The following is a 23865-nucleotide window of genomic DNA, read 5'->3' as shown; positions in this document are numbered from 1 at the left end:
GCCGACCCGATCCGCTACGCCGGATTCGGCACGGGCAAGGCACGGCGATCCCGCGGCGGCACGAGGTAGTTCGCCCGGTTGCGGACGCTGATATACTGGAGGATGCCGTTGTTCGTCCGCGAGTTGACCGATCCCTCGGTGAGGTCGCTGCCGGTCATCGCCCGCCGCGTCGTCACGAAGTCCTCGATCGAACGCTGCAGGGAGAGGAAGTGGAGGGCAGCCCGGTCGTCGTCGGTCGAGTCGAAATCCCGTCGGAGAATGATCGGTTCGCCGTCCTCGCGGGCGCGAGCCGCTTTTTGCGCGTGACCGACCGTTCCCTCGTTTCGCGCGTCGTCGGCCGCGCTCCCGCCGACCTCGGCGATCCGGCTCGAGTCGCCGAGATTGTGGCCGGCCCCCTCGACGAGCCCGTCTTCGGCGTGGGCCGGGGAGAACATCTTGGCGACGCGCTGGTCGCGGCTGTCCTGTTCGTACCACTGGTGGAGGTGCAGCTGGATCTTCGAGAGGTGAATCGTCGTGCCGCCGGCGAACGGGCCCTCGTCGATCGTCACGCGGTCCTCGCTGGCCTGGGTCTTCCTGAACCCCGATTTGAATCCCATAAACAGCGGCGCGTCCGCCGGAACGGGTTCGCCGTCGGGAATGCCGCTGACGCCGGCCTGGTTGTCCGCCGGGAGGCCGCGGCCGATGAATCCCGTCCGGCGCTCGGCCACGTCGAAGACGCCCGCGAGCGAGCCCTCGACCGCGAGGCCGTTCAGTTCGTCGAGGTCGCCTTTCAGGGCTTCCTCGGCGCTGAGCGTGACGTGGCCGTAGTCGCTGGCCAGATGGACGAGCGCGTCGTACGCGTCGAGTTGCGGGTCCTCGATCGGCGCGAGCGCTTCGGGCGCGGGCAGATCGACGCCGTCGGGGAGGGCGGTATCGAACCGATCGAAGTAGTTCGGCCCGTAGCCGATCGTAAACGCCAGCCCCTCGTTTCCGCGCTTGTAGGCCCGTTCGAGGGTTCGAAGCGCGGCCTCGAGTCGCTCGCGTTCGCGTTCGACCTCGGCCGGGCCGTCGCCGACGTACTCGAGGCCGAGCAGGAGGTGGTGTTCGGGTGGGACGACGTTCCCGTGGTCGTCCGTGGCGAGGAACTCGTTCCAGGCGTGTTGGCGGTCGGGGAGTTCGTCCATCGCGAGAGCGGCCTGCGGGACGTCTTCGGGCTCCTCGCGCTGGAGACAGGCGGACAGTGCGCTCGCACCACCGATGGCGACGGCACTGCGGACGAACGCGCGACGCGAGAGGCCGTGATCCGAACCGTTCATACGCGACCTTCGGGGGCTGACGAGTAAGGATATTGCGGTCACCCTGCCGGGTGCACGTCCGACGAAATCCCGACGTTCGCGGGCTGCAGTTGCAAGCAAAGATTCATGCAGCGAGTGCTGGGAGTGGGTCGATGGATGTCAAACGACAAACCACACGCGGCGGGCACCGTCGATGCAGGGGAGACGAGCGAGCGCGTCGGCATGGCCGTCCTTCGCGAACGGGGACTCGAGCCCGAGGTCCTGCGCGAGAAACTGATCGACGCCATCGGTGCCGAATTCACGACGTACTACTACTACACGAACCTGCGAATGCACCTCGCCGGTCACGAGGATTACAAGGAGATCACCGAGGATGCCCGCCTCGAGGACCGGGCGCACTTCGAGTTGGTCGCACCGCGGGTGTACGAACTCGGCGGTGCGCTCCCCAACGACATTCGCGAGTTCGCGGATCGGGCGTCCTGTCCCGACGCCGCGGTCCCGGTCCCGATGGCCGGCGACGGGGGCTTCGATACCGATTCGCTCAGCGCCGAGGGCATCCTCGAGGTACTGCTCGAGGCCGAACGCTGTGCCATTCGAACGTGGTCGGAGATCTGTGACATGACCCACGGCGTCGATCCGCGCACCTACGACATGGCCCAGCGCATCCTACAGGAGGAGATCGAACACGAGGCGTGGTTCGTCGAACTCCTCTCGATGGAGCGCGACGGCGAGATCAATCCGGCCGGCCACTTCGTCCGGGGTGAGCCGGGCGATGCGCCGCTCTCGACGAACCGGCGGTTCAACGACAGCGCATAGGCGACAGGCACCCTCCGCGGGAGAGACGGTGGCGTTTCGACCGGTACAGCCATCCCGCTGAGCGTGGTAGTAGGTTGCATGAACCAGGTCGAGGTCTTCGTCGAGATCGATGCCCCGCCCGCGGTCGTCTGGGAAGCGCTTCTCGCCTTCGACACGTATCCCGAATGGGACCCGATCAGCCGGACGATCGAAGGGGTTGCAGTCGATCCCTCGATGCAACGGACCGGGGACGCGTCGGCAGACCTCGGGCGGTTCCTCGACGGCCCGATGGCAGTCACCGTCGAACCCACCCGCCGACTCGCTTGGCTCGACCGGCTCGTGGTCCCGTTCGCGTTCGACCGCTACCACGAGTTTCACCTCGAGCCGATCGACGATGGGCGGCGCACGCGGCTGCTCCAGCGCGAAACCGTTCGCGGCGCGTTCGTCCCGCTGGTCTTCGACGCGGCCCGCGTCGAACGGGCGTTCGTCGCGATGAACGAGGCGATCGCGACCCGCGCCGAGCGACGGGCGAGCGCGACTCCGTGACCGCGCCCCTCCGTCCGACGTGCAGGAGTGCCGGCGTCGTATCCGTCATCGTCGGGCGGTGGTCGAGCGTTCGCGGTGAGTCACTGTCCACCGTCGGCGACGGTCAGGAGAAAGTACTTATATATCGGTTTACAACTCGGGACCGACTCGGTAGTTGGCATGACAGGAGCCTCGTCCGAATCCGCGACTGCGACCGGCGGCGCGCCGACGACGCGCGCTGCTGTTCGGGCGCTCGTCCGATCGCGTCTCGGAATCGATCCGCGGGCGCTGGCCGCGTTCCGGATCGGGCTGGGGCTGGTCGTCGTGCTCGATCTGATCGTCCTCCGAGCCCCGGGACTGGTCACGTTCTATACGGACGCGGGAATCCTCCCGCGGTCCACCCTCGACGAACTGTCGCCGACGCTCGCACGCTGGTCGCTGTACGCCCTGTCGGGCTCGGTATGGGTGCAAGCCCTCTTGCTCGCTGTCACCGGTGCTCTCGCGGTGTGTGTGCTGCTCGGCTACAGACATCGACTCGCGGCCATCGGATCGGCGCTTCTCCTCACATCGCTGCACGCTCGCAACCCGTACCTGGTCAACGGCGGTGACACGATACTCATCTCGTTGCTGCTTTTCGCGGCGGTGCTCCCCCTCGACGCTCGGTGGGCGATCCGTCCTCGCCAGCGCGACTCCCGCGACGGACAGCGCGTGGTTTCGACGGCGACCGCCCTCCTCCTCTTGCACGTCGTCGTTATCTACGCGATCAACGCGGTTCTCAAGTTCCGGAGCGAGGAGTGGCTCTCCGGCATCGCGGTCCAGCGTATCTTTCGACTCGAGAGCTTCACCGGGTATCTGGGGCCGACGATCGCGGACTATCCCGCCCTCCTGACCGCGATCAACTGGCTCTGGGTTGCCGTTCTCTCGGCGTCGGTCCTGCTCGTGCTCGCGACCGGCCGGCTCCGAACCGCGACCGTCGCCGCCTACGTCGGCGCGCATCTCAGCATGGCAGCGACGATGCGTCTGGGTATGTTTCCGCTGATCATGATCGCCGTCCTGGTGGTCTTTCTCCCGCCGCCGGTCTGGGACCGGCTCGAGCACCTCGGTTCGGCAACCGGGCTCGCACGCCGACTCGGCGCGCTTCGGCCACGCGGCGAGCGAACCGAGGCGGGATCGATGTCCCGGTCCGTGCTCTCACCGCGCGTCCGACGCGGCACGCGACTCGCCGCGGCGGCGCTTCTCGTCTGTGTGTTCCTCGCTGCGGCGAGTTGGCAGGTCACGGCGGCGGGTCTGGTCGACAACCCGAGTGCGGGCGGCGACAGCGTTCTCGAACACTCGAGTTGGGCCTTTTTCGCGCCGAACCCGCCCGATACGTACAGTTGGTACGTCGTCGAAGCGACCGACGCGGCCGGGGAGTCGACCGATCTCCTTCGCGGCGGACCGGCGACGTTCGACGGCCCGCCCGACGTCGCCGCGCGGTATTCGTCGACGCTCTGGGAGCGGTACGGACGGAAAGGACAGGGTGCAGGCGAACCCGCGCGCGAGGCCGCGGGATCGTACTTCTGTGCGCAGGCCCCCGATGGCGTCGAGTCGGTAACGATCTATCGCGTCGATCAGTCGGTCGATGCGAACGGCCCGGTCGGCGAGCCGACGCCCCACGAACTGATCGTCAGTCGGTGTTGACGGCCTTCGATGGGGCGACGGTATACGACCGCGGGCGGCCGTCTTCCGAGCGACACACCGAGCGGTGCGATCGCTGCCGGCCGCCGCTCCCGTCCGCAGGTTCAAGTACGGACACGCGGCCAGACTCGCCGTGAGCACCGAACTGCATTCCCGCTTGCGCCTCGAGTGGCTCGATTCGCACCGTTTCGATCGGGTGGCCGATGGGACATAGAGCCCTCGTCGCCTACCGGCGGCCGGATCGCCTCTACGACCTGCGATACAGTCACTGGGGCGGTGAGACGCTATCGCTCGCGGACGAGATCACGGCGACGACGCCCCTCGCGGACGGCGCGGTCGAGGGGCCCCTGTTGGCGGCCTCGATCACGCTCGAGCGAATCCTCCGGGACCACCTCGAGCCCTGCGTGCACGAGGCGTTCTTTCTCGTCGCCCCGGCGGACGACTACGGCGTCGAGGCGTATCGCGTCTGCTGGCTCGAGTGGGGCGATGGTCGCGGCGGCGACCGCGGTGCGATCGTCCCAACGCGGCCCGCCGATGAAGGGGTAGTCACGGTCTGGTTTCGCGCGACCAAGACGGCTCTGGGCGATGTCATCGAGATGGGGGCGCTCCCGCGACGGGCGGCACGGGCGTATCTCGAGGCCCGCGTCTGTGAGGAGCGAGACGGAATCCCGTACACGTACGGCGAGTCGACCGGCGGCGAGTCGACGGATACACCCACACCGGACCGCTGGTTCGCGGCCGCGCACCGCGACCGCGACGAACCGACGGACGAGAGTGTCGAGTTCGAGGAGTGAGCCCGAAGCGGGCTCGGACTCACTCCGTCCAGCGAGCGTCCGCGAGCGTCCGCTGGACGGCCTCGTTGCCGACCGCCTCTGCCAGCGTCTCGAACCCGGCCCGCTCGGTCCGGGTGCCGGCGTTGGCAACCAATCGCGAGACGATGAACTCCGGCGTCGACCGGCCCACGGTGTCGAACCGGGGCTGATAATCGACGCGCAACTCGAGGTCGGGGTCGAGCCCCTCGGCGAAGATACCGTCGACCCGCGCTTCGGGCGGCAGGGGCTCTAAGTCGTCCGCGAGGTGGGTGACGAACACACCCAGCGCCTCGCGGTCGACCGAGAGCGTGACGAGCCCGTGGAGCAGGTCCGCCGCGCTGCCGGGTTCCGTGATCGCCTCGAATTCGTCGACCAACAGCAGGGTACGACCCGCCGCCGAGAGCGGCGGGACGATCGAGCGCAGCGTCGATTCGAGGACGCCGGCGTTGAAACTCGCGTGCCGGCGGTGAAAGACCAGCGAGTCGACGGGCGTCACCTCGGCCCGGTCGGCGGGAACCGGCAGTCCCATCATCGCGAGCAAGACGACCTGACACAGCGTCTCGAGGACGGTCGTCTTCCCGCCGCTGTTGGCCCCCGTCAGGATGGCGACACGTTCCTCGCCGGGAACCGCGGTGACGCCGTCGGGCACGCTCGGGATACCGTGCTCCCCGAGCGCGTAGGTGACCGGCTGGACCGACTCGTCGTCGCGGGCTGCGAGGCGCAGGTTGCGCGCATTGACGACGGAGACCGCGGCGTCGTCCTCCGCGACGAATATGGGGCGAGTACAGCCGTACTCGAGCGCGAACCGTGCCAGCGAAAGGTGCAAGGCGATGTCGTCGACCGCTTCGACGGCCCGGTCGACCGCGTCGCGTGCATCGGCCAGCGCGTCCTCGAAATCGGTCGCGACGGTCCGCTCGCGCTCGTCGACCGCTTCGGTGAGGTCACGCCGAAGCGTCCGCAGCGTGTCGCCGACGAAGTCGGTCGCGTCCGTCGCGTCGGTGGGCATCGCGTCCCGCACCCGGTCGATCGTCACGTCCGTCTCGGTCAACAGGCGGTCCTCGAACGACTGGCGGAACCCCTCGGCGTCGTGGACGCCGTCGGCGCGCAGGTCCTCGATCAGCGCGAGCGCGTTCGCGTCCATATCCTCGACGGCCCCGAGTGCGTCCCGGAGGCGATCGAGGTCCCGGTCGGCACCCTTTCGCACGCGGCCGTTGTCGAGTGCCCCCAGCGCCTCGGCGGCCGTCGCGAGTTGCTCGCGCTCGAGGTCAGCGATTACGGCAAACGGGCCGGAATCGACGCCGGCCGCGAGCAGCGCGAGCGCGGCCTCGACGGCGGCGTGTTCGCTGCCGTCGCGCTCGTCGTAGCGTTCGTAGGCCTCGAGCACGGCGGTCCGATCGTCTTCGGAGAGCGCGGCCCAAGCGTCTCGTGCCGCGAGCACGTCGTCGAGACGCTCGTTCATCGCCTCACGGCTGTGGAGCGGCGTTAGCACTCGGATTCGGTCGGCTGCACGCTGGGTGACGGCGTGGTCGACCGCCAGATCCAGCAGGTCCTTGTACGCCGCGCGGGAGTCACTGGTCGCCAACACGTCCATCCCCGACCCGTCGGTCGCGCGACGGAGGATCCGCGTCGCTCGGCCGCGGGCGAGTCCGGCGTCGGACAGCGCCCCCACATCGCCGCTTTCGATCGCCCGGATCGCCGCCGTTCTTCCCAACTCGTCGACCAGTGTCGCCCGCGTCTTCGGGCCGACTCCCCAGTACTCCTCGAGTCGCATACGTGGGGCACTCGCGGCGAGTGTCTTGAACACTGTGTCATTGGTCGCCGTGGTCTCCGCACAACGACTGCCCGGGCCGGTGTTCGCCTACAGCGGCAGCGAGACGCAGCGGCGGGTTCTCGAATACCACCGCGTGTGCACACACAACATATACACGGGTATGCGTACTAGGCTGGTCTTCGGAGAGCTGAACAAGCACAAACACGGGGGTTTTTATCGGCTCGGTGCCCTACTGACTTCCATGACTGATGGGCGGGGCGAAACTCCCCGGCGAACAGGAATGACCGAAAAGTGCGGCGTCGTCGGCGTCTCACTCGACGGTCGAGACGCGGCACGTCCGTTGTACTACGCGCTCTATGCACTCCAGCATCGCGGCCAGGAGTCGGCCGGGATCGTTACGCACGACGGGTTTCAACAGCACAGCCACGTCGAAATGGGGCTCGTGGGGGACGCGTTCGGGGAGGACGACCTCGACGCGCTCTCCGGCGCAGCGGGGATCGGCCACGTGCGGTATCCGACGGCCGGCTCGGTTGACTCCTCCTGTGCACAGCCGTTCTCCGTCTCGTTTAAGAGCGGATCGCTCGGGCTCTCGCACAACGGGAACCTCGTCAACGCCGACGAGATTCGCGACGAACTCGCCGCCGCGGGCCACGCCTTTACCAGCGACGGCGACACCGAGGTCATCGCCCACGACCTCGCCCGGAACCTCCTCGAGGAGGACCTCGTACGAGCGGTCAAACACACGATGGGCCGCATTCACGGCTCGTACTCGCTGACGATCACCCACGACGACACGGTTCTCGGCGTGCGCGATCCACAGGGGAACCGGCCGCTGTGTATCGGCGAACTCGAGGACGGCTACATGCTCGCCTCGGAGTCGGCGGCGATCGACACCCTGGACGGGGACCTGGTCCGGGACGTTCGGCCGGGCGAACTCGTCGTCCTCCAGGCGGACGGCGCGGGGTTCGATTCCTACCAGCTCGTCGATACCGAGAACACCGCCCATTGTTTCTTCGAGCACGTCTACTTCGCGCGACCCGACAGCGTCATCGACGAGACGCTCGTCTACGAGGCGCGGCGCAACCTGGGACGCGAACTCTGGGAGGAAAGCGGCGTCGAGACCGACGTCGTGATGCCGGTTCCCGACTCGGGGCGTGCCTTTGCCTCGGGGTACGCCGACGCCGCAAGCGAGACGACCGCCGACGGCGAACCGCGGGATGCGGACGATGACGGCGTCGAGTTCGCCGAGGGGCTGATGAAGAACCGCTACGTCGGCCGGACGTTCATCATGCCGACGCAAGACGAACGCGAACGCGCGGTCCGGCTCAAACTCAACCCGATCAAATCGACGATCGAAGGCAAGACCGTCACCGTCATCGACGATTCGATCGTCCGCGGCACCACGTCGACCCAACTCGTCCAACTCCTGAAGGACTGCGGAGCCGAGGCGGTCCACGTCCGTATCGGCGCTCCCGCGATCGTCGCCCCCTGCTACATGGGTATCGACATGGCCACCCGCGACGAACTGATCGCCGCGGACAAATCGACCGCCGAAATCCGCGACGAGATCGCCGCCGACAGCCTCGCCTACCTCTCGACCGACGCCGTCGCCGACGTGCTCGGCAAGGACCGCATCGATCTCTGTCTGGGCTGTGTCACCGGCGAGTACCCCTACGACATCGACGGCGAGGAGACCGATCGTGACGTGAGCCGGCCCGACGTGGGCGGCCAGCAACTCCCCGCGGACGACTAGAACACCGAACGCATCTTCCTTCCCCTCCACTCGCTTCGCTCGCTCCGGACGAGTCCGAGGCCAAGTCAGGTTACGACCGGTGACTCCCCGCGGAGTGACCTACCGCAGACAGGCCGCCACGACCTCGAGCATGCCCTCGCCGCGGACCTCCTCGGCGAACAGGGGGACGCGGCGAACGTCGGTCCCCCGGAAGAGGTCCTGTGCCTCGGCTAACGCGCCCTGCTGGACGTCCCAGCGGCGCTGACAGAACTCGCAGTCGTCGAGGTTCGGCTGCAGGAACTCGCCGTCGATGTCGTCGGTCACGTTCGACAGCGGTTCCATCACCCGATTGACGACGACGGTGCCGACCGGAATCCCGAACTCCTCGAGTTGCTGGCGCAGGCGCTTGGATTCGAAGACGCTCATCTCCTCGGGCACCATGACGATCCGAAAGTCCGTCCGCGCGGGGTCGCGCAGGGCCGCCCGCAGGCGCTCGATGCGCTCGCGAAGGACCTCCAGGTCCTCGAGGTCGTCGCCGTCGTCCGGCGTCTCGCCGCCGAACATCCCCTTGACGCCATCGAGCATTCCGCCGAGGCGCTGGCGGAGTTTCATCAACCGACCCATCATCGTGTCCATGATTTCGGGGAGTTGCAGCAGGCGGAGCGTGTGTCCGGTCGGGGCCGTGTCGATGACGACCCGCTCGAAGCGCGCGTCGTCCATGTACTCGAGCAGGAGTTGCATGGCGGCGGCCTCGTCGGCACCGGGCATCGCGCCGCCCAAGAGGGCGTCCATCGGCGAGTCGCCGCCGAGCATGTCGCCGAGGCCGCCGAGCGGCCCGCCCTCGTCCCCCTCGCCGGGGAACGGGGAGCCGCCCGCCTCACTGCCCGCGAAGGGGTCCGTCTCGTCCGCTCCCCCACCCGCCCCGCTGAAGGGCGTGTCTCCCTCCTCGAGCGCGGTTTCGGGATCGATCTCGGCCGCGTACAGCGGCACGTCGTCCCGGATTCGGCCGGGTTCCGCCGGGATGTCGGTCTCGAAGGTGTCGGACAGCGAGTGGGCCGGATCGGTCGAGACGACCAGTGTCGGTGTCCCGCCGCGGGCGCTGTCCAGCGCCGTCGCCGCTGCCATCGTCGTCTTGCCGACGCCGCCTTTCCCGCCGTAGAGGACGTAGTCGGGGCCGTCCATCGGCTCGTCGGACGGCTCGACGTCGATGGTCTCGCGCTCGGCCGGGTCCCCGTCGTCGACGGAGTCGGTCGGCGTCACCTCGATGGTGTGGTCGCCGTCGTCGCGCTCGCTCGTCGCCTCCTCCTCGTCGACCGGTTCGACGTCGATGCCGCTCATACGCCGCTTTTCCCGGTCCCGACACGAGTATTCGTCGGTCTCCGGCGGCGGGGCACGCCGCCCGCGACGTTAGTTCTTCGGCGTCACGTCGAACGTCGGCGTGGCACCGCGGATGGCATCAGCGAGCGCCAGACAGATCGGAACCGTCCACAGCGTCGCGTACAGGGCCTGCGTAAGCGGGTTCGAGACCAGCGAGTACCGGAACCGATCCCACCGGCTGTCGAACGTGACCGCCTCCCAGGCCGCACGGTACGACCGCCAGCTATAGTACCACCAGACGATGCCGTTGAACGCGATGACCGGGGTCAGCGACGCGGGGACGACTCCTGTCGAGTCGGTGACGGTCAGCCACAGGACGGCGAGTCCGGCCGGCAGGCCAAGGACGTTCGTCACCGACAGGAGTTGGGTCAACACGGTTCCCGCCCAGAACCGACCGCGCTCGCGCCCCGACCAGCCCGGCGTCAGCAGGTGCCGGTACGGGCCGCGAACCCAGCGGCGTTTCTGCCGGACCCAGGCCTCGAGGCCGGCCGGACAGAGGTCCTGTACGTAGCGGTCGATGATGCCGAGGGTACAGCCCCGTTCGTGGGCCGCAACGCCTAACGCCATATCCTCGGTCACCGCGTCGAGTTGCCACCGGTCGAGTTCGTACAGAACGGTGGCCGACGTGAAGTACGCCTTCCCGAGCAGTTGGTAGGGGCCGTCGGCCGAGTTCGCATAAATGAGGTCGGACCACGCCGCGATCCCCATCGACTCGAGCAGCGGGAGGAGTCCGTCGTCGACGTTTCGCGCCGTCTGTTTCGCCTGGACGATGTCGTACTCCGTGAGGCCGGCGACGGCGAGTTCGAACGTGTCGAGGGGGACCTGCGTGTCCGAGTCGAAGACCGTTACGACGTCGTCGGGCGCGAGCGAGAGCGTCGTGAACGCGTAGGTCAGGGCAGCGGCCTTCGTCCGCGGGACACCCGTCCCACTGAACGTCCAGTCCCCGGGCGAGCGATCGGCCGCGAGCGCCGCCCGATCGACCGCGACGAACTCGACGTCGAGGTCGTCCTCGCGAGCGGCGGCGGACTCGCGGACCGCCGACACGGTCGGATCGTCGGGTTCGTGGATCACGGAGACGGAAACGGCCGCCGTGGGATACCGCTGGGCGGCGATGTTGTCGAGGGTCTCCGCGAGAACCGCCGGCGTCTCGCGGTAGATCGGCACGAGAACGCGGACCCGACGGACCGCCGACTGTGGAAGCCGGCAACCCGATCGGGCCGTCGGTCGCGGCTCGCTCGCCGGCCGGCTCACGTCCGTCGATGGGGGATCGGCTCCACCACTCACTCCCCCATCAGACCGTGCCGGTACCCGAGTACGGTCGAGATCGGCTCCCGCGACGATTCGCTCGAGGGTCCCGTCATCGACCAGGGCGTCGGGCCGACGAACGAGCAGCGACACCAGCGCGCCGTTGCCGACGCAGTAAGCCAACTGGGTCAGGACGAACACCGCGACGACGGCCTCGAGAAGCATTACGCGGGTAGTCGGCCGCCCGACGTATCGGTATTTCGGCCGGACTGTCGTCGCCGCCGAACGGTCAGGGCCGTCAGTCGAAGTACGCAGCCAACCGCTCGGCCGCCTCCGCGACGCGCGGCGTCACGAGCGCAAACCGCAGCCACTCGGTTCGGGAGTCGCCGAAGGCGTCGCCGGGCATCCCCGCGACGCCGGCCTCGTCGATCAGTCGCTCGACGTTTGCGATCGTGCCCGGATAGCCGTCGAAGCGGGCCATCACGTAGAACGACCCGCTCGGTCTGGTGTACTCCGCACCCGCCGCATCGAGCGCGTCGGTGAAGGTGTCGACGCGCTCGCGGAGCAGGTCACGATTGCGCTCGTAATAGTCGGGTCCCGTCTCCCGAAGGGCGTTTAGAACCGCGTACTGACCGGGGCGCGTGGTGGCGACGTTGACCAGCATGTGGCGGCTCTTGGCGTCGGCGACGAGCGCCGGCGGGAAAATCGCATAACCCACGCGAGCACCGGTGATCGCCATCGACTTCGAGAAGCCGTTGGTGACGATCCGGTTGGCGGAGTCGGTCTCGAGCGCGCTCGAAAACCGTCCCGAGAGGTCGTAATGGTCGTACACCTCGTCGCTGATGAGGATCGCGTCGTACTCCTCGGCGACGCCGACGAGGTCCCGCATCGTCTCGGCGGAGTAGACCGCCCCGGTCGGATTGTTCGGCGTGGTCACGACGATCGCAGCCGTTTCTTCGCTTGCGGCCGCACGGACGTCCGCGGGATCGAGTCCGCCCTCGTCGTCGGTCGCGACGTACCGCTGGGTGCCCCCGAGCATCGTCGTCTTGCCCGGGTAGTAGGGGTAAACCGGATCGGTCAGCAGGATCTCGTCGCCGCGCTCGCGCTCGAGCGCCCGCGCCATCGCGAGGTAGTTCGCCTCGCCGGTCCCGTTCGTGACGACGACCTGGTCGACATCGACGCCGCGCCGCGCGGCGATCTCCTCGCGTAACTCGAGCAGGCCCTCGCTTGGCGCGTACTGGAACCGGTCGGGTTCGAAGTCGGCGTACTCGTGAAGGCCCTCGCGGAGCGCCTCGGGGGGCTCCCAGTCGGGGTTCCCGCTGACCATGTCGATGACATCGTGGCCCGCCGCGTCCGCGTACTTCATCACGCGGAAGAACAGCGGCGTCTCGTAGTTCATGTCGGATACTTGGCGGTCGCGTCCCGTCTTTCTTTCCGTTTCCCGATCGAGCGGAATTGGTGTCGGTGACTCGAGGGGAGCCGACGCGCTCGGATCTGGGTTGCGTTCGGCCGGTACCCCCCGCATTCACAACGCCGCCGCCCATGGAATCGGGCATGAACGACGCCATCGACCGCGACCTGTCGCGGGACGTTGCCAACGCGCTGTGCGACGCCGAGGAGACCCTGGCCGTCGCCGAATCCTGTACCGGGGGCCTGATCGGCGCGGCGATCACCGCCGTCCCGGGGGCGAGCGACTACTTCGATTCGGGCCTGACGACCTACGCCTACGATGCCAAGCGCCGCCATCTCGGCGTCAGTCGCGAGGCGCTCGACGAGCACGGGGCGGTCTCCGAACCCGTCGCCCGCCAGATGGCACGGGGGATCAGGGACGTCACGGACGTCACCTGGGGCGTCTCGACGACCGGAATCGCCGGTCCCGCCGGCGGAACGGCGGCGAACCCGGTCGGGACCGTCTACATCGGCGTTTCCTACGGGGGGCCGTGGGGCAGCGAGGAGTCCTACGCGACCGTCTCCCGCTACGTCTTCGACGGCGACCGGGCGGCCGTGCGAGCACAGACGGTCGAGCAGGCCCTCACGGACCTGCTCGCCGAAATCGACTCGCGGTGAGGCCGGTCGAAACGAGTCCGGACGACTGACTCTCTCGAGAGAAAACTATTCCCTCGTCGACTCCCCAGATGCGGCTAGATGAACAAGAAAGGGCACGTACTGAATGCCGTCCTCTTGAGTATCGGGCTCGGGTATCTCCTCGAGCCGACGGGCGACCTGGAGACGTTCAAAACGATCGTCATGATCGGCGTCCCGGTTTCGCTCGGCGCACTGTTTCCGGATGTCGACACTGCTTTCGGCAAGCACCGCAAGACGCTCCACAACCTGCCGGTTCTGGCCGGTTTCGTGGCGTTTCCGCACGTGTTCGGAAACCTCGAGTACGTCTGGATGGGCGTGTTGACCCATTACGTCCTCGATGTCGCGGGGAGCAAGCGCGGCATCGCGCTGTTCTATCCCGTCTGGAAGAAGGAGTTCGGCCTCCCGATCGGCGTCGCGGTCAGCAGCGAGCGCGCCGACCTGATGATGGTCGCCGTGACCGTCGCCGAGCTCCTCCTCGTCGCGCTTGTCGTCTTCGAGATTCCCCAGTGGGGGCTCGAGATGGGACGGCGGGGACTCGGGCTCTAGCCCCCGACGCGGGCGACTAGTCATCGCCGCCCGTCGCTATCGAGGGTCGGGCGGCGGAACACGGGACGAAACGGCGGCACATCTATCGCCGGTTCGGCGACCACTCGTCGCAGGCGTCCATGTCGTCCATGGCCCTGTCGTGGCGAGCGCAGTAGGGAACCATCCCCTCGGATGAGCGGACGTATTCGAAGTGTTCGCAGTTCCCACAGTAGCGGTCCGTCGGTTCGTCGGGCGTCTCGGGCGACGGTTCGACGATCTCCGCGTCGCGGCCGTCGCCGGACTCGAGCGGCGAGGTAATATCGCTCGCAGCGGACCCGCCGTCACTGGTCGCAGCGCCGGCGGGGCGGCCGGGTTCGGTGGTGCGGGTTCGCCGCGAGGAAGCGGCCGACCGTCGGGTGGACCGGCTCTCGCCCTCGCTTTCGTCGTACGAAAGCGACGTGCCGCCTGACTCGGTCGCGCTATCCTCGTCGGTCCCGTTGGTCTGCGTTTCGACATCGCCGTTCGGCGTCCCGCCGAGGAAGCCGATGCCGCCCAGCCCGCCCGCATCGCTCGAGTCGTCGACTTCGAGGACGGTCTTGTTGTGGCGGGTGACGTTCATCTCGAGGTTCCCGCCGGGGTCGTTGCGCTGCTTGAACGTGGCGACGGCGCTGAACAGACACCAGATCGCGGGCAGGAGTCCGAGCAGGTAGATCGCGGAGACCTCGAGCGTGAGTTGTTCGCTGCCGTAGCGCCAGTGTTCGGGGTAGGCGTACCAGAAGAGGACGACCCCGAGCAGGCAGAGGCTCGCGCTGATTGCGGCCGTGGCCTGGACGCGACGGCCGGCCGGCAACACGACGAAGACGCCGACGAGGACGGTCGGGACGCTGAGGCCGGCCAGCATGCTCGCGGCGCGGACGGTCGCGAACCGGGCGGACATGTCCCCCGAGAGCGCAACCGCGTATCCGCCGAGGAGGTCGGTCGTCGCCACGAGCACGGCCACGACGGCCATGAGTGCACCGAGGACCACGAGCGCCATCCCCGAATACAGGCGGCGACTCGTCACCCCCGGTGCGGTCCCATCGTAGGCCTCCGTCAGGCTTGTCATACCCGCCCGTTTGGCGTCCCATCACAAAACGATACGTCAGACACACCTCGGCTGTCGGAGAGGTCCGGCCGTGGTCGACACCCGCTTCGATGGCACCCGCTGAAACGAAAGCTTGAATCGCCGCCCTCGCAAACGACCCGCTATGAGCGACGAGGACGAGGACGCGGAGCCGGCAGTCTCGCTCGGAGAGCACACTCCAGTCGAGGGCGCACCGCTTGCCCGCGTGAGTTCGCGGCTGACCTGGCCCAAGGAGAAGAGCGAAGTCCGTCGGCTCGAGGGCGACGCCGTCATTCGAACGCCCGATGGCCCACGGGAACTGTCGACCGTCCTCGAGTCGATCGACGAGACGTATTTCCAGCGCCGCCAGGAGTTCGAGGGGCACGTCCGGGACGTGATCGGGACCGGTCCCGTCCCGACCGCCGACGAGTGACACCGTGGCCTCCGAGTCCGGGCGGCGCGACGGCCAGTGGCTCCCCGATCGCCTGAGGCTCACCTGGGTCAAGCAGTCGTTGCTGTTCGGTGCCGTCCTAACCGTCCTGTGGATGCGCGTCGTTCCCAGTGCGTTGACCCACCGAACCGTCGTCGACGGCGTTCTTCTGATCGGGGGACCGCTCGCGCTTGCGCTCTCGCAGGGAAAGCGAATCGGCTGGCGGATCGATCGGCTCGCGCTCCGAAATACGGTTCTGCTGGCCGCGTTCGTGCTGCCGTTCTACATCGTCGGCTCGACGCTACCGACCATCCGCGCGTTCTATCCGATCTGGGAGACCTCGGCCGCGCCGGCGGCGTTCGTCCCCCACGCGGTCAAACTCCTCGTCCTCGCGTTGGCCGCCGAGACCTACTATCGAGGCTTGCTCTGCGTCGGCGTCAAGAAACTCGGCTTCGGCGCGGTGTTCATCAGCCCCGTGATCTACATGCTCCACCACGCCTCGAAACCGCCGATCGAGTTCGTGCTGTCGGGGCCGACGGACGTCCTGTTCGGTGCCGTCGACTACAAGTCCGACTCCATCCTCCCTTCGGTCGTCGCCCACGGCGGCGGCCTCGTCTTACTCGACTGGCTCGTACTCCACGAGCCGGTGTTCGAACCGACGCTGGTGCTCCGGTTCCTCGAGTGGCTGCCGGTCCCGGTGTAGCGGTGAGCCGCCCGGCGGCTCCGGCCCGATCACGAGGCTCGTTACGGGTCGTCGGCGACTAGCCGCCGACGATGGCGTTCCCTCTCGACCCGACGACGACCGGTGCGGTCGATCGTGCGGCCGGCCGCGACCGCGCTCGATTCGGCGACGGTCGCCGCCGCCTCCTGTAACCGCGACACACAGTCAGAAACACCAATACTTATGGGTTCTGTTCAAGACGTTGAAATATGGACGCCCGAACGACGTTTCTCGCCCTCCTCGTCGCCGTCCTTTGCGGGCTCGCCGCCCTGTTGGTTCTGCCGCTCGTCGAGTACGTGCTGGCGGCCTGTCTGCTCGCCGTCGTCCTTCGACCGGCCTACGACCGACTCGAGCCGCGAGTCGGCCCGCGGCTCGCCGGACTCGCGTGTACCGGCAGCGCCGTCGCCGCCGGCATCGTTCCGCTGATGCTCGTGTCGCTGGTGGTGCTCCGTACCGGCGTCTCGACCCTCGAGTCGATCGAGAGCGCCCAACTCGTTGTCTCCGCCCGCGAGATGGCTCGGAACGAGTTGGGAATGGGCGACGAGACGGTCTCCGCGCTCGAATCCGCATTCCGGTCGGAACTCGAAGGATCGATCTCCGATGTCGCGGAACTGACGCTGGCCCGCAGCGTCGATCTCGTGACGACAGGCATGGACGTCGCGGTCGGGGTGCTCGTCGTCGTCTTTCTGCTGTACTATCTGTTGGTCGATGGGCCCGCGTTCGTGGCCTGGCTCCGCGAGACCGCGCCGCTCGAGGGGGACGTGCTCGACGAACTGTTCGCAGAAGTCCACGCCGTCACCCGGGCGGCCCTTCGGGCACACGTGTTCGTCGCGATCGTCCAGGGGATACTCGGTGGCCTGGGGCTCGCACTGCTCGGCGTCCCGTACGCGACTACGCTGGCGATCGTCCTCGTGTTCGCGGCGTTTCTCCCGACGGTCGGCGTCTGGCTCGTCTGGGGCCCGGTCACGCTCGCCCACGCGGCCTCGAGCGACCCCGTCCGCGCCGTCGTCCTGCTGGGATACGGGCTCGCCGTGCTCACCGTGGCGGACAATTATCTGCGCGCGTACCTCGTCGACCGGCGCTCGGGGTTACATCCCGCGACGGCCCTCCTGGGGGTCATCGGCGGCGTCTCCCTCTTCGGCGTGGTCGGTCTGTTCGTCGGGCCCGTCGTCCTCGCGGCGTTCAAGGCCTGTCTGACGGTCGTCGATCGACTCGAGGGGACCGCTTCGGATACTCCGGAGTCCGATCTCGGCCGCGAGCGTACCATCGTCGAAACCGAGTGACCGACGAGCTGGCCGCGAGCGGGTCGTCTCAGTCGGCCGTCTGGACTCGTTCGGCACGGTCGGTCGTCGGCACGCCGCGACCGGTCAGCGTCATCGCGAACAGCACGAGCGGCGACAGCAGCCCGAACAGGTAGAACGGCGCGTACTCGAGGGTGGGAACGCCGGTCGCCGAGGCCATGAAGACGCCGCCGGCGTGCCACGGAATGAGTGCGCCGGTGGGCGTCCCGGCCGCTTCGACGGCCCGCGAGAGTTCGTCGCTATCGAGGCCGAACTCCTCGTAGAGGTTTCTGAGCGTCAGCCCGGGAAGGACGATACTCATGTACTGCTGGGCGGTGAGCGCGTTGATAAGGATCGCGGAGAGACCGGTACCGGCGATCAGGCTGCCGGAACTCCAGACGGCCTGCGAGAGCCGGTCGGCGAGCACCGCCAGCACGCCGGTGTGCTCGAGGAGGCCACCCAGCGAGAGCGCGGCGACGACGACGGTAATCGTCCAGGCCGAGCCGGTGAGGCCGCCGGTCGCGAGGAGTTCGTTCACGAGGTCGGTCCCGGTTTCGGGCGCGGTCCCGTTCATGAAGACTTCCCAGGCGGCGACGAAACCCGCGCCCTGGACCAGGATCGAGGTGCAGACTCCGGCGACGACGCCGACTACGAGCGTCGGAAGCGCGGGATAGCCGTAGAGGGCGAGCCCGAAGGTCACGATCAGCGGCAGGAAGACGAGCACGGAGAGGTCGTACGTCCCCGAGAGCGCGGTCTGGATTTCGGCGACGCGATTGACCGGAATCTCGCCACCGGCCCGGAGCCCGAGCGCGGCGAAGCCGAGTATCGAGAGCCCGAACGCGATGGCCGTCCCCGTTCGCATGCGGTGGATGTGGTCGTACAGCGACGTGTTCGTCACGCCGGCCGCGAGGTTCGTCGTGTCCGAGAGGGGCGACTGCTTGTCGCCCGCGTAGGCACCCGAAATGACCGCGCCGACGGTCATCGGCGCGGGAACGCCCAGCCCCGCCCCGATTCCGACGAACGCGACCCCGAGCGTCCCAACCGTCGTCCACGAGGACCCGATCGAAAACGCCACGACCGCGGCCAGGACCACCGTGACCGGCAGGAACACCGTCGGCGTGAGCAACTCGAGGCCGTAGTACATCATCGCCGGAATCGTCCCGGCGTCGACCCAGGTTGCGATCAGCGCGTAGATAGTAAAGAGGATCAACAGCGCCTGGCTCCCCATCAGGAGGCCGTTGGTGATCCCATCGGAGAGGTCGGTCCACTGATAGCCGAGATAGCGACCGAACGCGCCGACGAAGACGATACTCCAGAGCAGCGGTACGTGGGGGGCCAGCCCGAGCAGGGCCGACCCGATCCCGAGAAACGTGACGACTGCGAGCACCGGAACGAGTGCGAGAACGAACGACGGCCGTCGTTCGGGGTCGAGGTCGTCGACTGTAGTCGGCGTAAAGTCGAATGTCATCATCGGTGGTATGCATTTCGGGCATAAAAATTGAGCGATTTATTACCCCAGTGTATGCGGGCTGGTAGCAGTGGACACATTATTGTCGAACGAACAGTCATCTCCAACTATATTTCGGCTCGCCCCAGGCTCGAGACGGTCGGTCCCGCGAGAGAACTCACGAAGCGAATCACGACGGGTTCCAGCGGTGGCTGGACCGAAGCACCGCTGTCGGCGGTCTCTCGGTCGTCGGTCGACGCCCCCGTCGCCCGTTACTTCGCGTTCGAGAAGGCGTTCAGATTCGATTGCAATCCGGCCGCGAGTTCGGATTTGCGCCGCAATCGCGCGCCGGAAACCGGCAATCGGGTCGCGACCTCCGACACCGCCCCGTGGAACGTTTCGGCCTCGCCGTACTCGCCCTCGAAGGCGTTGCGAACGCTTTCGCGGACCTGCCAGACGCCGACCGGGGCCCAGTAGTCGTCCGATACTTCACGGAGAACGAGACACTTCGCCTGCCTGCCGATCGACTCGAGGTGCTCGAGGACGCCCAGTCGAGCGGCGTAGTAGGCCCCCGCGGTCTCCTCGACGTAGCTCGAGCGACCCTCGTACCCCTCCGAGGCGCTGGCCATCCAGAGGTCGTCCTCGGGGTTCGGGTTCCAGATGCTGCCGGGGGCTTTCATCTCGACCAGTTCGAACTCCCAGGTGCCCGGCGCGAGGACGATCCAGTACCGGTTACCGACGTACTCGTTGGCCCAGACCTGGACCTCGTCGATACTGGGCGCGTTCCGGATGCGCCCGCGGAGGTACTGCCCGACGGTGTCGTCGACGGCCGTGATCGACCACCGCGTCGGAACCAGCCGGCGCTGTTTCGTCTGCCCGAGCGCGCCCGCCGAGAGGATCGAGTTGATCTCGTAGACGTCGAACCCCCGGCGATAGAGGTAGGTCATCGCGCCCTCGGCCTGCCAGTCGTCGTCTTCGAGGGTCTTCTTGACCGGCCGCGGGACGTGGGGGTTCTCTGTGAGGTCCGCGTTGCGGGCGTTCGCCTGCGGGCCACGCGGCGTCGCCACGTCCGTTCCGGCATCGAGTCCGAGATCGGGTTTGTCGTCCAATCCGATCTCGAGGTCGACCGGACGGTCGGCGATGGCGACCTCCCGCTGGACGCCGACGAAGCCGTCCCACGTGTCGTGGACCGACGGGGTCAGCCGGCTGGCGATCGACGGGGACTCGACGTTCGCCCGCTTGCTCGAGTTCAGCAGCCCGGTCCGGCGCTGGAGGACGTCGTCGATCGCGTACCCCTGTCGGTACCAGTCGCCATCGGTGACGTACTCCTCGGCGGCACCCTCGTCGCCGACCGGGGAGAGCAACCCGACGGGAATGTCCGGGTAGTTCGATCGACCGACGAAGATCGACGGCGAAGTCGACCCGACGAGGGTATCACCGCTCAGCGCGTCGTCGAACTTCCGTTCGAACTCCTCTAAGTGGTCCGTGATCGCGTAGGACTTCTCCTTGGCGAGGCGGCGACGCTCGGCCTCCTCGTCGGGCTCCAAGTCCTCGATGTAGTCGTCGAGGCGCATTCACCCGACGTAGGGACGGCACGGTGTTGAATGTTGAGTTCCGGAAGCCGGTCGCTGTGCGGGTTCGTGACTGCCAGCGACCGTGGAAGATGTCAGAGGCAGAGGTTCGGTCGGTCGTCGGACCCCCGAACCTCATTCGAGCGTTCTCGCCGATCCGTAAAGTACCCGCAAGGGCGTTTTCAGGCTCAGAAACTCCGCCCGGAACGGCGTCCTGCATGTCTCGTGTTAGTCTTTCTCGAGGGTGGGCGTGCCTTGAAAAGAGTTAAAAACGGCGGGCGGGAAAGGAGGGGTATGAGTACGACCGACGACCGAGAGACGCGTTCCTGCGTCTCCTGCGGGCTCAACATCGCGGGCACGAACGCCGCAGCGTTCAAGTGTCCCGACTGCGGCCAGCAGATCTACCGCTGTGCCAAGTGTCGCAAACAGAGCAACCTCTACGAGTGCCCCGACTGCGGATTCACCGGACCGTAACTACCATGGGAAAAGTCGCTGCCAAAATCAAGGTCATGCCGGACAGCCCCGATATCGACCTCGACGCGCTTCAGGAGCGCCTCGAGAGTGCCCTCCCCGAGGGCGCGAAGATCAATGGCGTCGAACGCGACGAAGTCGCGTTCGGTCTCGTCGCGCTCTACCCGACCGTGATCGTCCCTGACGGCTCCGGCGGAACGGAGACCGTCGAGGAGAGTTTCGCGGACGTCGAGGGCGTCGAAAGCGTCGGCGTCGAAAACGTCGGCCGTATCTAAGGCCGTTTTCGCGGATTTTAGTCGTTCCAGAACGCCGATAGAGGCGTCCAGTCGCGGCGTTGCGAGCGGCGTCCGTCGCGAACCGCAGCCACCGGACCGTCGCCAATGCGTGTCGTGGTGTGGTGTCGGCCCGGCCGGTCGGCTCCTCCGCCAGCGCTCACGAAATCGGCGGTCCCGTACAGTTCTCTTCGCCTCTGGCTCGAGAGACGACCAGCTATCGTCCCCGGACGCGGAAGCACCGTCGGCTACCGCGCGGTGGGTGTTACTGTTCTTGCTCCCGGTTCGCGCCTAGGTCGGCCTGCGAAACGATTTCCGCGCCGACCGCGGAGAGGTCGACGGTCACGTCTTCGGTCACGGCCTTACTGACCTCGTCCAGGTTGCCCGCGAGCACCGTCAGTACGTCGTCGGGGTTGGTGTAGACCAGCATGTTTCCGTCCTGTCCCTCGGCGACGAGTTGGGTATCGTTCAGGACGACCTGATCGTTCTGGATCGTCGCCGAGACGACCGGCAGCGCCGCCGGCTTCCCCGGTTCGTCGTCCCTGACCTTGCGGATGTGAACCGCGTCGAGGTCGATGACTTCCTTGTACTCCTGAATCTGTTCGGCGCAGTCGACCATGTCGTTGAGGACGGCGGTCCGTTTCTCGTTGCCGTGGTCGCCGTCGAGACAGTGCTGACAGACGCGGAGTTCGAGTCGCATTGTGCGTCGGTTAGTGCCGGACACCGATGAGAATTCCGCTTCCGTCCGTTTCCGTTCGCCCGCACACTCGAGTGGGAGCGCACCGTTTCGGAGCGGGACCCCCGCTGGATGGCGGTCCGGCCACGGCGTTACTCGCGCGACTGGCGGGCGATCTCTCGAATGCGTTCGGTCCCCTGGTCCACGTACCCTCCGTGGTAGCAAACGGTGTGATCGATCTCGAGGTCCGCCAGCGTCCTGACGGAGTCGATCGCCTGTTCCATTGCCGGCGTGAAGCGAGGCTTCGGACCGGCGAGGGGAGCGTCCCCGTCAGCGACGAGCGCATCGCCGGCGACGAGCAGGTTCGCGTCCGGGAAGTACAGCGAGACGTGTCCAGGTGCGTGACCGGGCGTCGCGACGACCTCCATCGGCCCCGCGAGCGTCGGGAACCGGACCCCGTCGGCCAGTTCGATATCGACATCGACGGGCGGATAGCGATCGCCGTCGCCCGCGGCCGGTTCCGACTCGCCGGAGACGTACGGCGCTGCCGCGCGGTGGGTCGCGACGACCGCATCGACTCGCTCGAGGAAGGCCGCAAGCCCGCCCGCGTGGTCGCCGTCGCGGTGAGTCACGAGGACGAGCCACACGTCGGCGAGGTCGTACCCCAGCGATCGCAGGTGGGTCCGAACCCCGTCGAGGGCACCCTGCGGACCGGCGTCGATCAGGATCGGGCCGCGGTCGGTTTCGACGAGCGTCGGCGTGATCGTGAGTTCCTGCCCGCCGTACTCGACCGTGATCGGCAGCACGTGGACGCCTGTGTCGTGTTCGTCGTCAGTTGCCGACATACTCGAGTCGTTCGTGCTCGCCATGAAAGCATCATTCGGCTCCGTCCGCGCGACTCGTCCTCGACACCGATCCCCGGCTCATTGAACTAATCCCGTACTAGTTGTCAACAAATAATTTATAGCCGCCGGCTCTAGTGATAAGTAATGGAAATAGAGGCAAAACGTCCTCCGCTCGAGATCGAATCGGATCCGTTCTCGGACGCACAGCGGCGGACGCTCTCGGAAACGGTGCGGCCGCTCGCCGACGCGTACGACGAACTGATCGCCGACCGGGACCGCTCGGCGTGGCGGTGGTTCGACGCGATCGAACCCGAGTTCAGACTGTCGTGCGTGAGCGACGAGTACGGCCAGCGAGTTCGCGACGCGAAAGTACTGGCAACCATGTTCATCACCGTCATCGACGATGTCGCCGAGTGCCACAGCGATCGGACGACCCTGGAGGAGTTGCTCCTGGTCCCGTTCGATTCCCGGCCCGCCGATCCGACCCGAGCGGGCGTCGACGGCGAGTACGTCCGGTTTCAGCAGGACCTCTGGGACGCGCTCGTAGAGCAGTACGCGGCGGGTCCGCGCGCGGCGGAGTTCGCCGATCTGTTCCGGTTCGACGTCCGACAGGCACTGCAGTCGGTCGATTACTCGGCGCTGTTGGCTCAGTACCCGGGCCTCGTCGGCGAACGCGAACTCCGCACGTACGACGTCTACAACATGATGCTCTTTCCGTTCGCCGATATCGATCTCGCCAACGCCCTCGCGTTCGAATCCCGGGAGCTATCGGCCGTTCGGAACGTCGTCGCTCACGGGCAGCGGATGGCACGGATCGGCAACTGGATCGCCACCTGGGAACGGGAACTCGCCGAGGGCGATTACAGTTCGGCCGTCGTGGTTCGCGCCCTCGAGTCGGGGGTCGTTTCACGCGCGGATCTTCAAGCGATCCGGACAGCCCCGACCGATGCGACCGTCGATCCGATCGTCGATCGAATCCGCGAGTCCGGGATCGAGGACGAGTTCATCGACCGGTGGTGTCACGAGTACGAGTTGGCCACCGACTACTGCGGCGAGATCGACTCGCTCGACGTTCGAGCCTATCTCGAGGGGTTCGAGCCGATCTTCCGGTCACAGCTCGCGAGACGGACGTCGGCCTGACTGATTGCCCGCCGGACCGACGTGACGTCCCGAAACCCGAATCGCGGACCGCAACCGGGACATGGGATCGGTGCGGTCTTGTGGCCCGCCCG

The 23865-nt window shown here is 67.3% G+C and carries 23 protein-coding genes; 13 read left to right on the top strand and 10 right to left on the bottom strand.

What is annotated here, in order from left to right; translation table 11 throughout:
* Window positions 1–14: 14 nt before the first annotated feature.
* Window positions 15–1295: a DUF7405 family protein gene (locus FGF80_RS04010; protein ID WP_138652336.1), complete on the bottom strand. Its 1281-nt coding sequence runs from the start codon at window positions 1293–1295 to the stop codon at window positions 15–17.
* A gap of 135 nt (window positions 1296–1430) precedes the next feature.
* On the opposite strand from FGF80_RS04010, the gene dps reads away from it, so the two are divergent.
* From dps to FGF80_RS03990, 4 genes are all read left to right on the top strand, one after another.
* Window positions 1431–2090 carry a DNA protection during starvation protein gene (gene dps, locus FGF80_RS04005; RefSeq protein WP_138652334.1) on the top strand — a complete coding sequence of 220 codons (660 nt, stop codon included), beginning with the start codon at window positions 1431–1433 and terminating at the stop codon, window positions 2088–2090.
* A gap of 78 nt (window positions 2091–2168) precedes the next feature.
* Window positions 2169–2615, top strand: a complete 447-nt coding sequence (locus FGF80_RS04000; protein ID WP_138652332.1) for an SRPBCC domain-containing protein — start codon at window positions 2169–2171, stop codon at window positions 2613–2615.
* A 159-nt stretch (window positions 2616–2774) separates the two neighbouring features.
* Entirely contained in the window at window positions 2775–4274 is a 1500-nt protein-coding gene (locus tag FGF80_RS03995; protein ID WP_138652330.1) for an HTTM domain-containing protein, read from the top strand.
* A gap of 200 nt (window positions 4275–4474) precedes the next feature.
* The gene (locus FGF80_RS03990; RefSeq protein WP_138652328.1) at window positions 4475–5065 is read left to right on the top strand and encodes a DUF6735 family protein; all 591 of its coding nucleotides are present in this window, start codon (window positions 4475–4477) and stop codon (window positions 5063–5065) included.
* A 19-nt stretch (window positions 5066–5084) separates the two neighbouring features.
* On the opposite strand, the gene FGF80_RS03985 is transcribed toward FGF80_RS03990, so the two are convergent.
* Window positions 5085–6854, bottom strand: a complete 1770-nt coding sequence (locus FGF80_RS03985) for a MutS-related protein (RefSeq protein WP_138652326.1) — start codon at window positions 6852–6854, stop codon at window positions 5085–5087.
* Window positions 6855–7134: 280 nt separating this feature from the next.
* Here FGF80_RS03985 and purF point away from each other — a divergent pair, with 280 nt between their 5' ends.
* Window positions 7135–8607, top strand: a complete 1473-nt coding sequence (purF, locus tag FGF80_RS03980) for an amidophosphoribosyltransferase (protein WP_006184518.1) — start codon at window positions 7135–7137, stop codon at window positions 8605–8607.
* Window positions 8608–8706: 99 nt separating this feature from the next.
* Here the strand turns inward: purF and FGF80_RS03975 are convergent, their stop codons facing one another.
* From FGF80_RS03975 to FGF80_RS03965, 3 genes are all read right to left on the bottom strand, one after another.
* Window positions 8707–9924 (bottom strand): ArsA family ATPase, encoded by a 1218-nt coding sequence (locus FGF80_RS03975; RefSeq protein ID WP_138652324.1) that lies wholly within the window; start codon window positions 9922–9924, stop codon window positions 8707–8709.
* Window positions 9925–9993: 69 nt separating this feature from the next.
* Entirely contained in the window at window positions 9994–11433 is a 1440-nt protein-coding gene (locus FGF80_RS03970; RefSeq protein WP_138652322.1) for a glycosyltransferase, read from the bottom strand.
* Window positions 11434–11506: 73 nt separating this feature from the next.
* Entirely contained in the window at window positions 11507–12607 is a 1101-nt protein-coding gene (locus FGF80_RS03965) for a pyridoxal phosphate-dependent aminotransferase (protein WP_138652320.1), read from the bottom strand.
* A gap of 155 nt (window positions 12608–12762) precedes the next feature.
* Here FGF80_RS03965 and FGF80_RS03960 point away from each other — a divergent pair, with 155 nt between their 5' ends.
* Together FGF80_RS03960 and FGF80_RS03955 are read left to right on the top strand one after the other, a co-directional pair.
* On the top strand, window positions 12763–13275 hold the full coding sequence (locus FGF80_RS03960; protein WP_138652318.1) for a CinA family protein: 513 nt from the start codon (window positions 12763–12765) through the stop codon (window positions 13273–13275).
* A gap of 78 nt (window positions 13276–13353) precedes the next feature.
* Window positions 13354–13839 (top strand): metal-dependent hydrolase, encoded by a 486-nt coding sequence (locus FGF80_RS03955; protein WP_138652316.1) that lies wholly within the window; start codon window positions 13354–13356, stop codon window positions 13837–13839.
* An 82-nt stretch (window positions 13840–13921) separates the two neighbouring features.
* On the opposite strand, the gene FGF80_RS03950 is transcribed toward FGF80_RS03955, so the two are convergent.
* A complete protein-coding gene (locus FGF80_RS03950) occupies window positions 13922–14923 on the bottom strand; it encodes a DUF7139 domain-containing protein (protein WP_049907932.1) in 1002 nt (333 codons plus the stop codon).
* Window positions 14924–15065: 142 nt separating this feature from the next.
* On the opposite strand from FGF80_RS03950, the gene FGF80_RS03945 reads away from it, so the two are divergent.
* From FGF80_RS03945 to FGF80_RS03935, 3 genes are all read left to right on the top strand, one after another.
* Window positions 15066–15353 (top strand): DUF5789 family protein, encoded by a 288-nt coding sequence (locus FGF80_RS03945; RefSeq protein ID WP_006184525.1) that lies wholly within the window; start codon window positions 15066–15068, stop codon window positions 15351–15353.
* A gap of 4 nt (window positions 15354–15357) precedes the next feature.
* Window positions 15358–16053, top strand: coding sequence for a CPBP family glutamic-type intramembrane protease (locus FGF80_RS03940; RefSeq protein WP_006184526.1), 696 nt, complete (start codon window positions 15358–15360; stop codon window positions 16051–16053).
* A gap of 227 nt (window positions 16054–16280) precedes the next feature.
* Window positions 16281–17354, top strand: a complete 1074-nt coding sequence (locus FGF80_RS03935; protein ID WP_138652314.1) for an AI-2E family transporter — start codon at window positions 16281–16283, stop codon at window positions 17352–17354.
* Between the two features lie 28 nt (window positions 17355–17382).
* Here the strand turns inward: FGF80_RS03935 and arcD are convergent, their stop codons facing one another.
* Together arcD and nreA are read right to left on the bottom strand one after the other, a co-directional pair.
* A complete protein-coding gene (gene arcD / locus FGF80_RS03930; protein WP_138652312.1) occupies window positions 17383–18819 on the bottom strand; it encodes an arginine/ornithine antiporter ArcD in 1437 nt (478 codons plus the stop codon).
* A gap of 251 nt (window positions 18820–19070) precedes the next feature.
* Window positions 19071–20372, bottom strand: a complete 1302-nt coding sequence (gene nreA, locus FGF80_RS03925) for a DNA repair protein NreA (protein ID WP_006184529.1) — start codon at window positions 20370–20372, stop codon at window positions 19071–19073.
* Between the two features lie 291 nt (window positions 20373–20663).
* Between nreA and FGF80_RS03920 the strand changes: the two genes are divergently transcribed.
* A complete protein-coding gene (locus FGF80_RS03920) occupies window positions 20664–20843 on the top strand; it encodes an HVO_2753 family zinc finger protein (RefSeq protein WP_006184530.1) in 180 nt (59 codons plus the stop codon).
* A gap of 5 nt (window positions 20844–20848) precedes the next feature.
* On the top strand, window positions 20849–21115 hold the full coding sequence (locus tag FGF80_RS03915; protein WP_006184531.1) for an elongation factor 1-beta: 267 nt from the start codon (window positions 20849–20851) through the stop codon (window positions 21113–21115).
* A 262-nt stretch (window positions 21116–21377) separates the two neighbouring features.
* Here the strand turns inward: FGF80_RS03915 and FGF80_RS03910 are convergent, their stop codons facing one another.
* Both FGF80_RS03910 and FGF80_RS03905 read right to left on the bottom strand, forming a co-directional pair.
* Window positions 21378–21812 carry a hypothetical protein gene (locus tag FGF80_RS03910; protein WP_006184532.1) on the bottom strand — a complete coding sequence of 145 codons (435 nt, stop codon included), beginning with the start codon at window positions 21810–21812 and terminating at the stop codon, window positions 21378–21380.
* A 128-nt stretch (window positions 21813–21940) separates the two neighbouring features.
* Window positions 21941–22657, bottom strand: coding sequence for an MBL fold metallo-hydrolase (locus FGF80_RS03905; RefSeq protein WP_138652310.1), 717 nt, complete (start codon window positions 22655–22657; stop codon window positions 21941–21943).
* A gap of 120 nt (window positions 22658–22777) precedes the next feature.
* Between FGF80_RS03905 and FGF80_RS03900 the strand changes: the two genes are divergently transcribed.
* On the top strand, window positions 22778–23773 hold the full coding sequence (locus tag FGF80_RS03900; RefSeq protein ID WP_138652308.1) for a terpene synthase family protein: 996 nt from the start codon (window positions 22778–22780) through the stop codon (window positions 23771–23773).
* Window positions 23774–23865: the final 92 nt, after the last annotated feature.

It is taken from the genome of Natrinema pallidum (assembly GCF_005890195.1).
Taxonomy (GTDB): Archaea; Halobacteriota; Halobacteria; order Halobacteriales; family Natrialbaceae; genus Natrinema; species Natrinema pallidum.
Note: the sequence above shows the minus strand (reverse complement) of the source record. Positions and strands in the feature narration are given on the sequence as shown.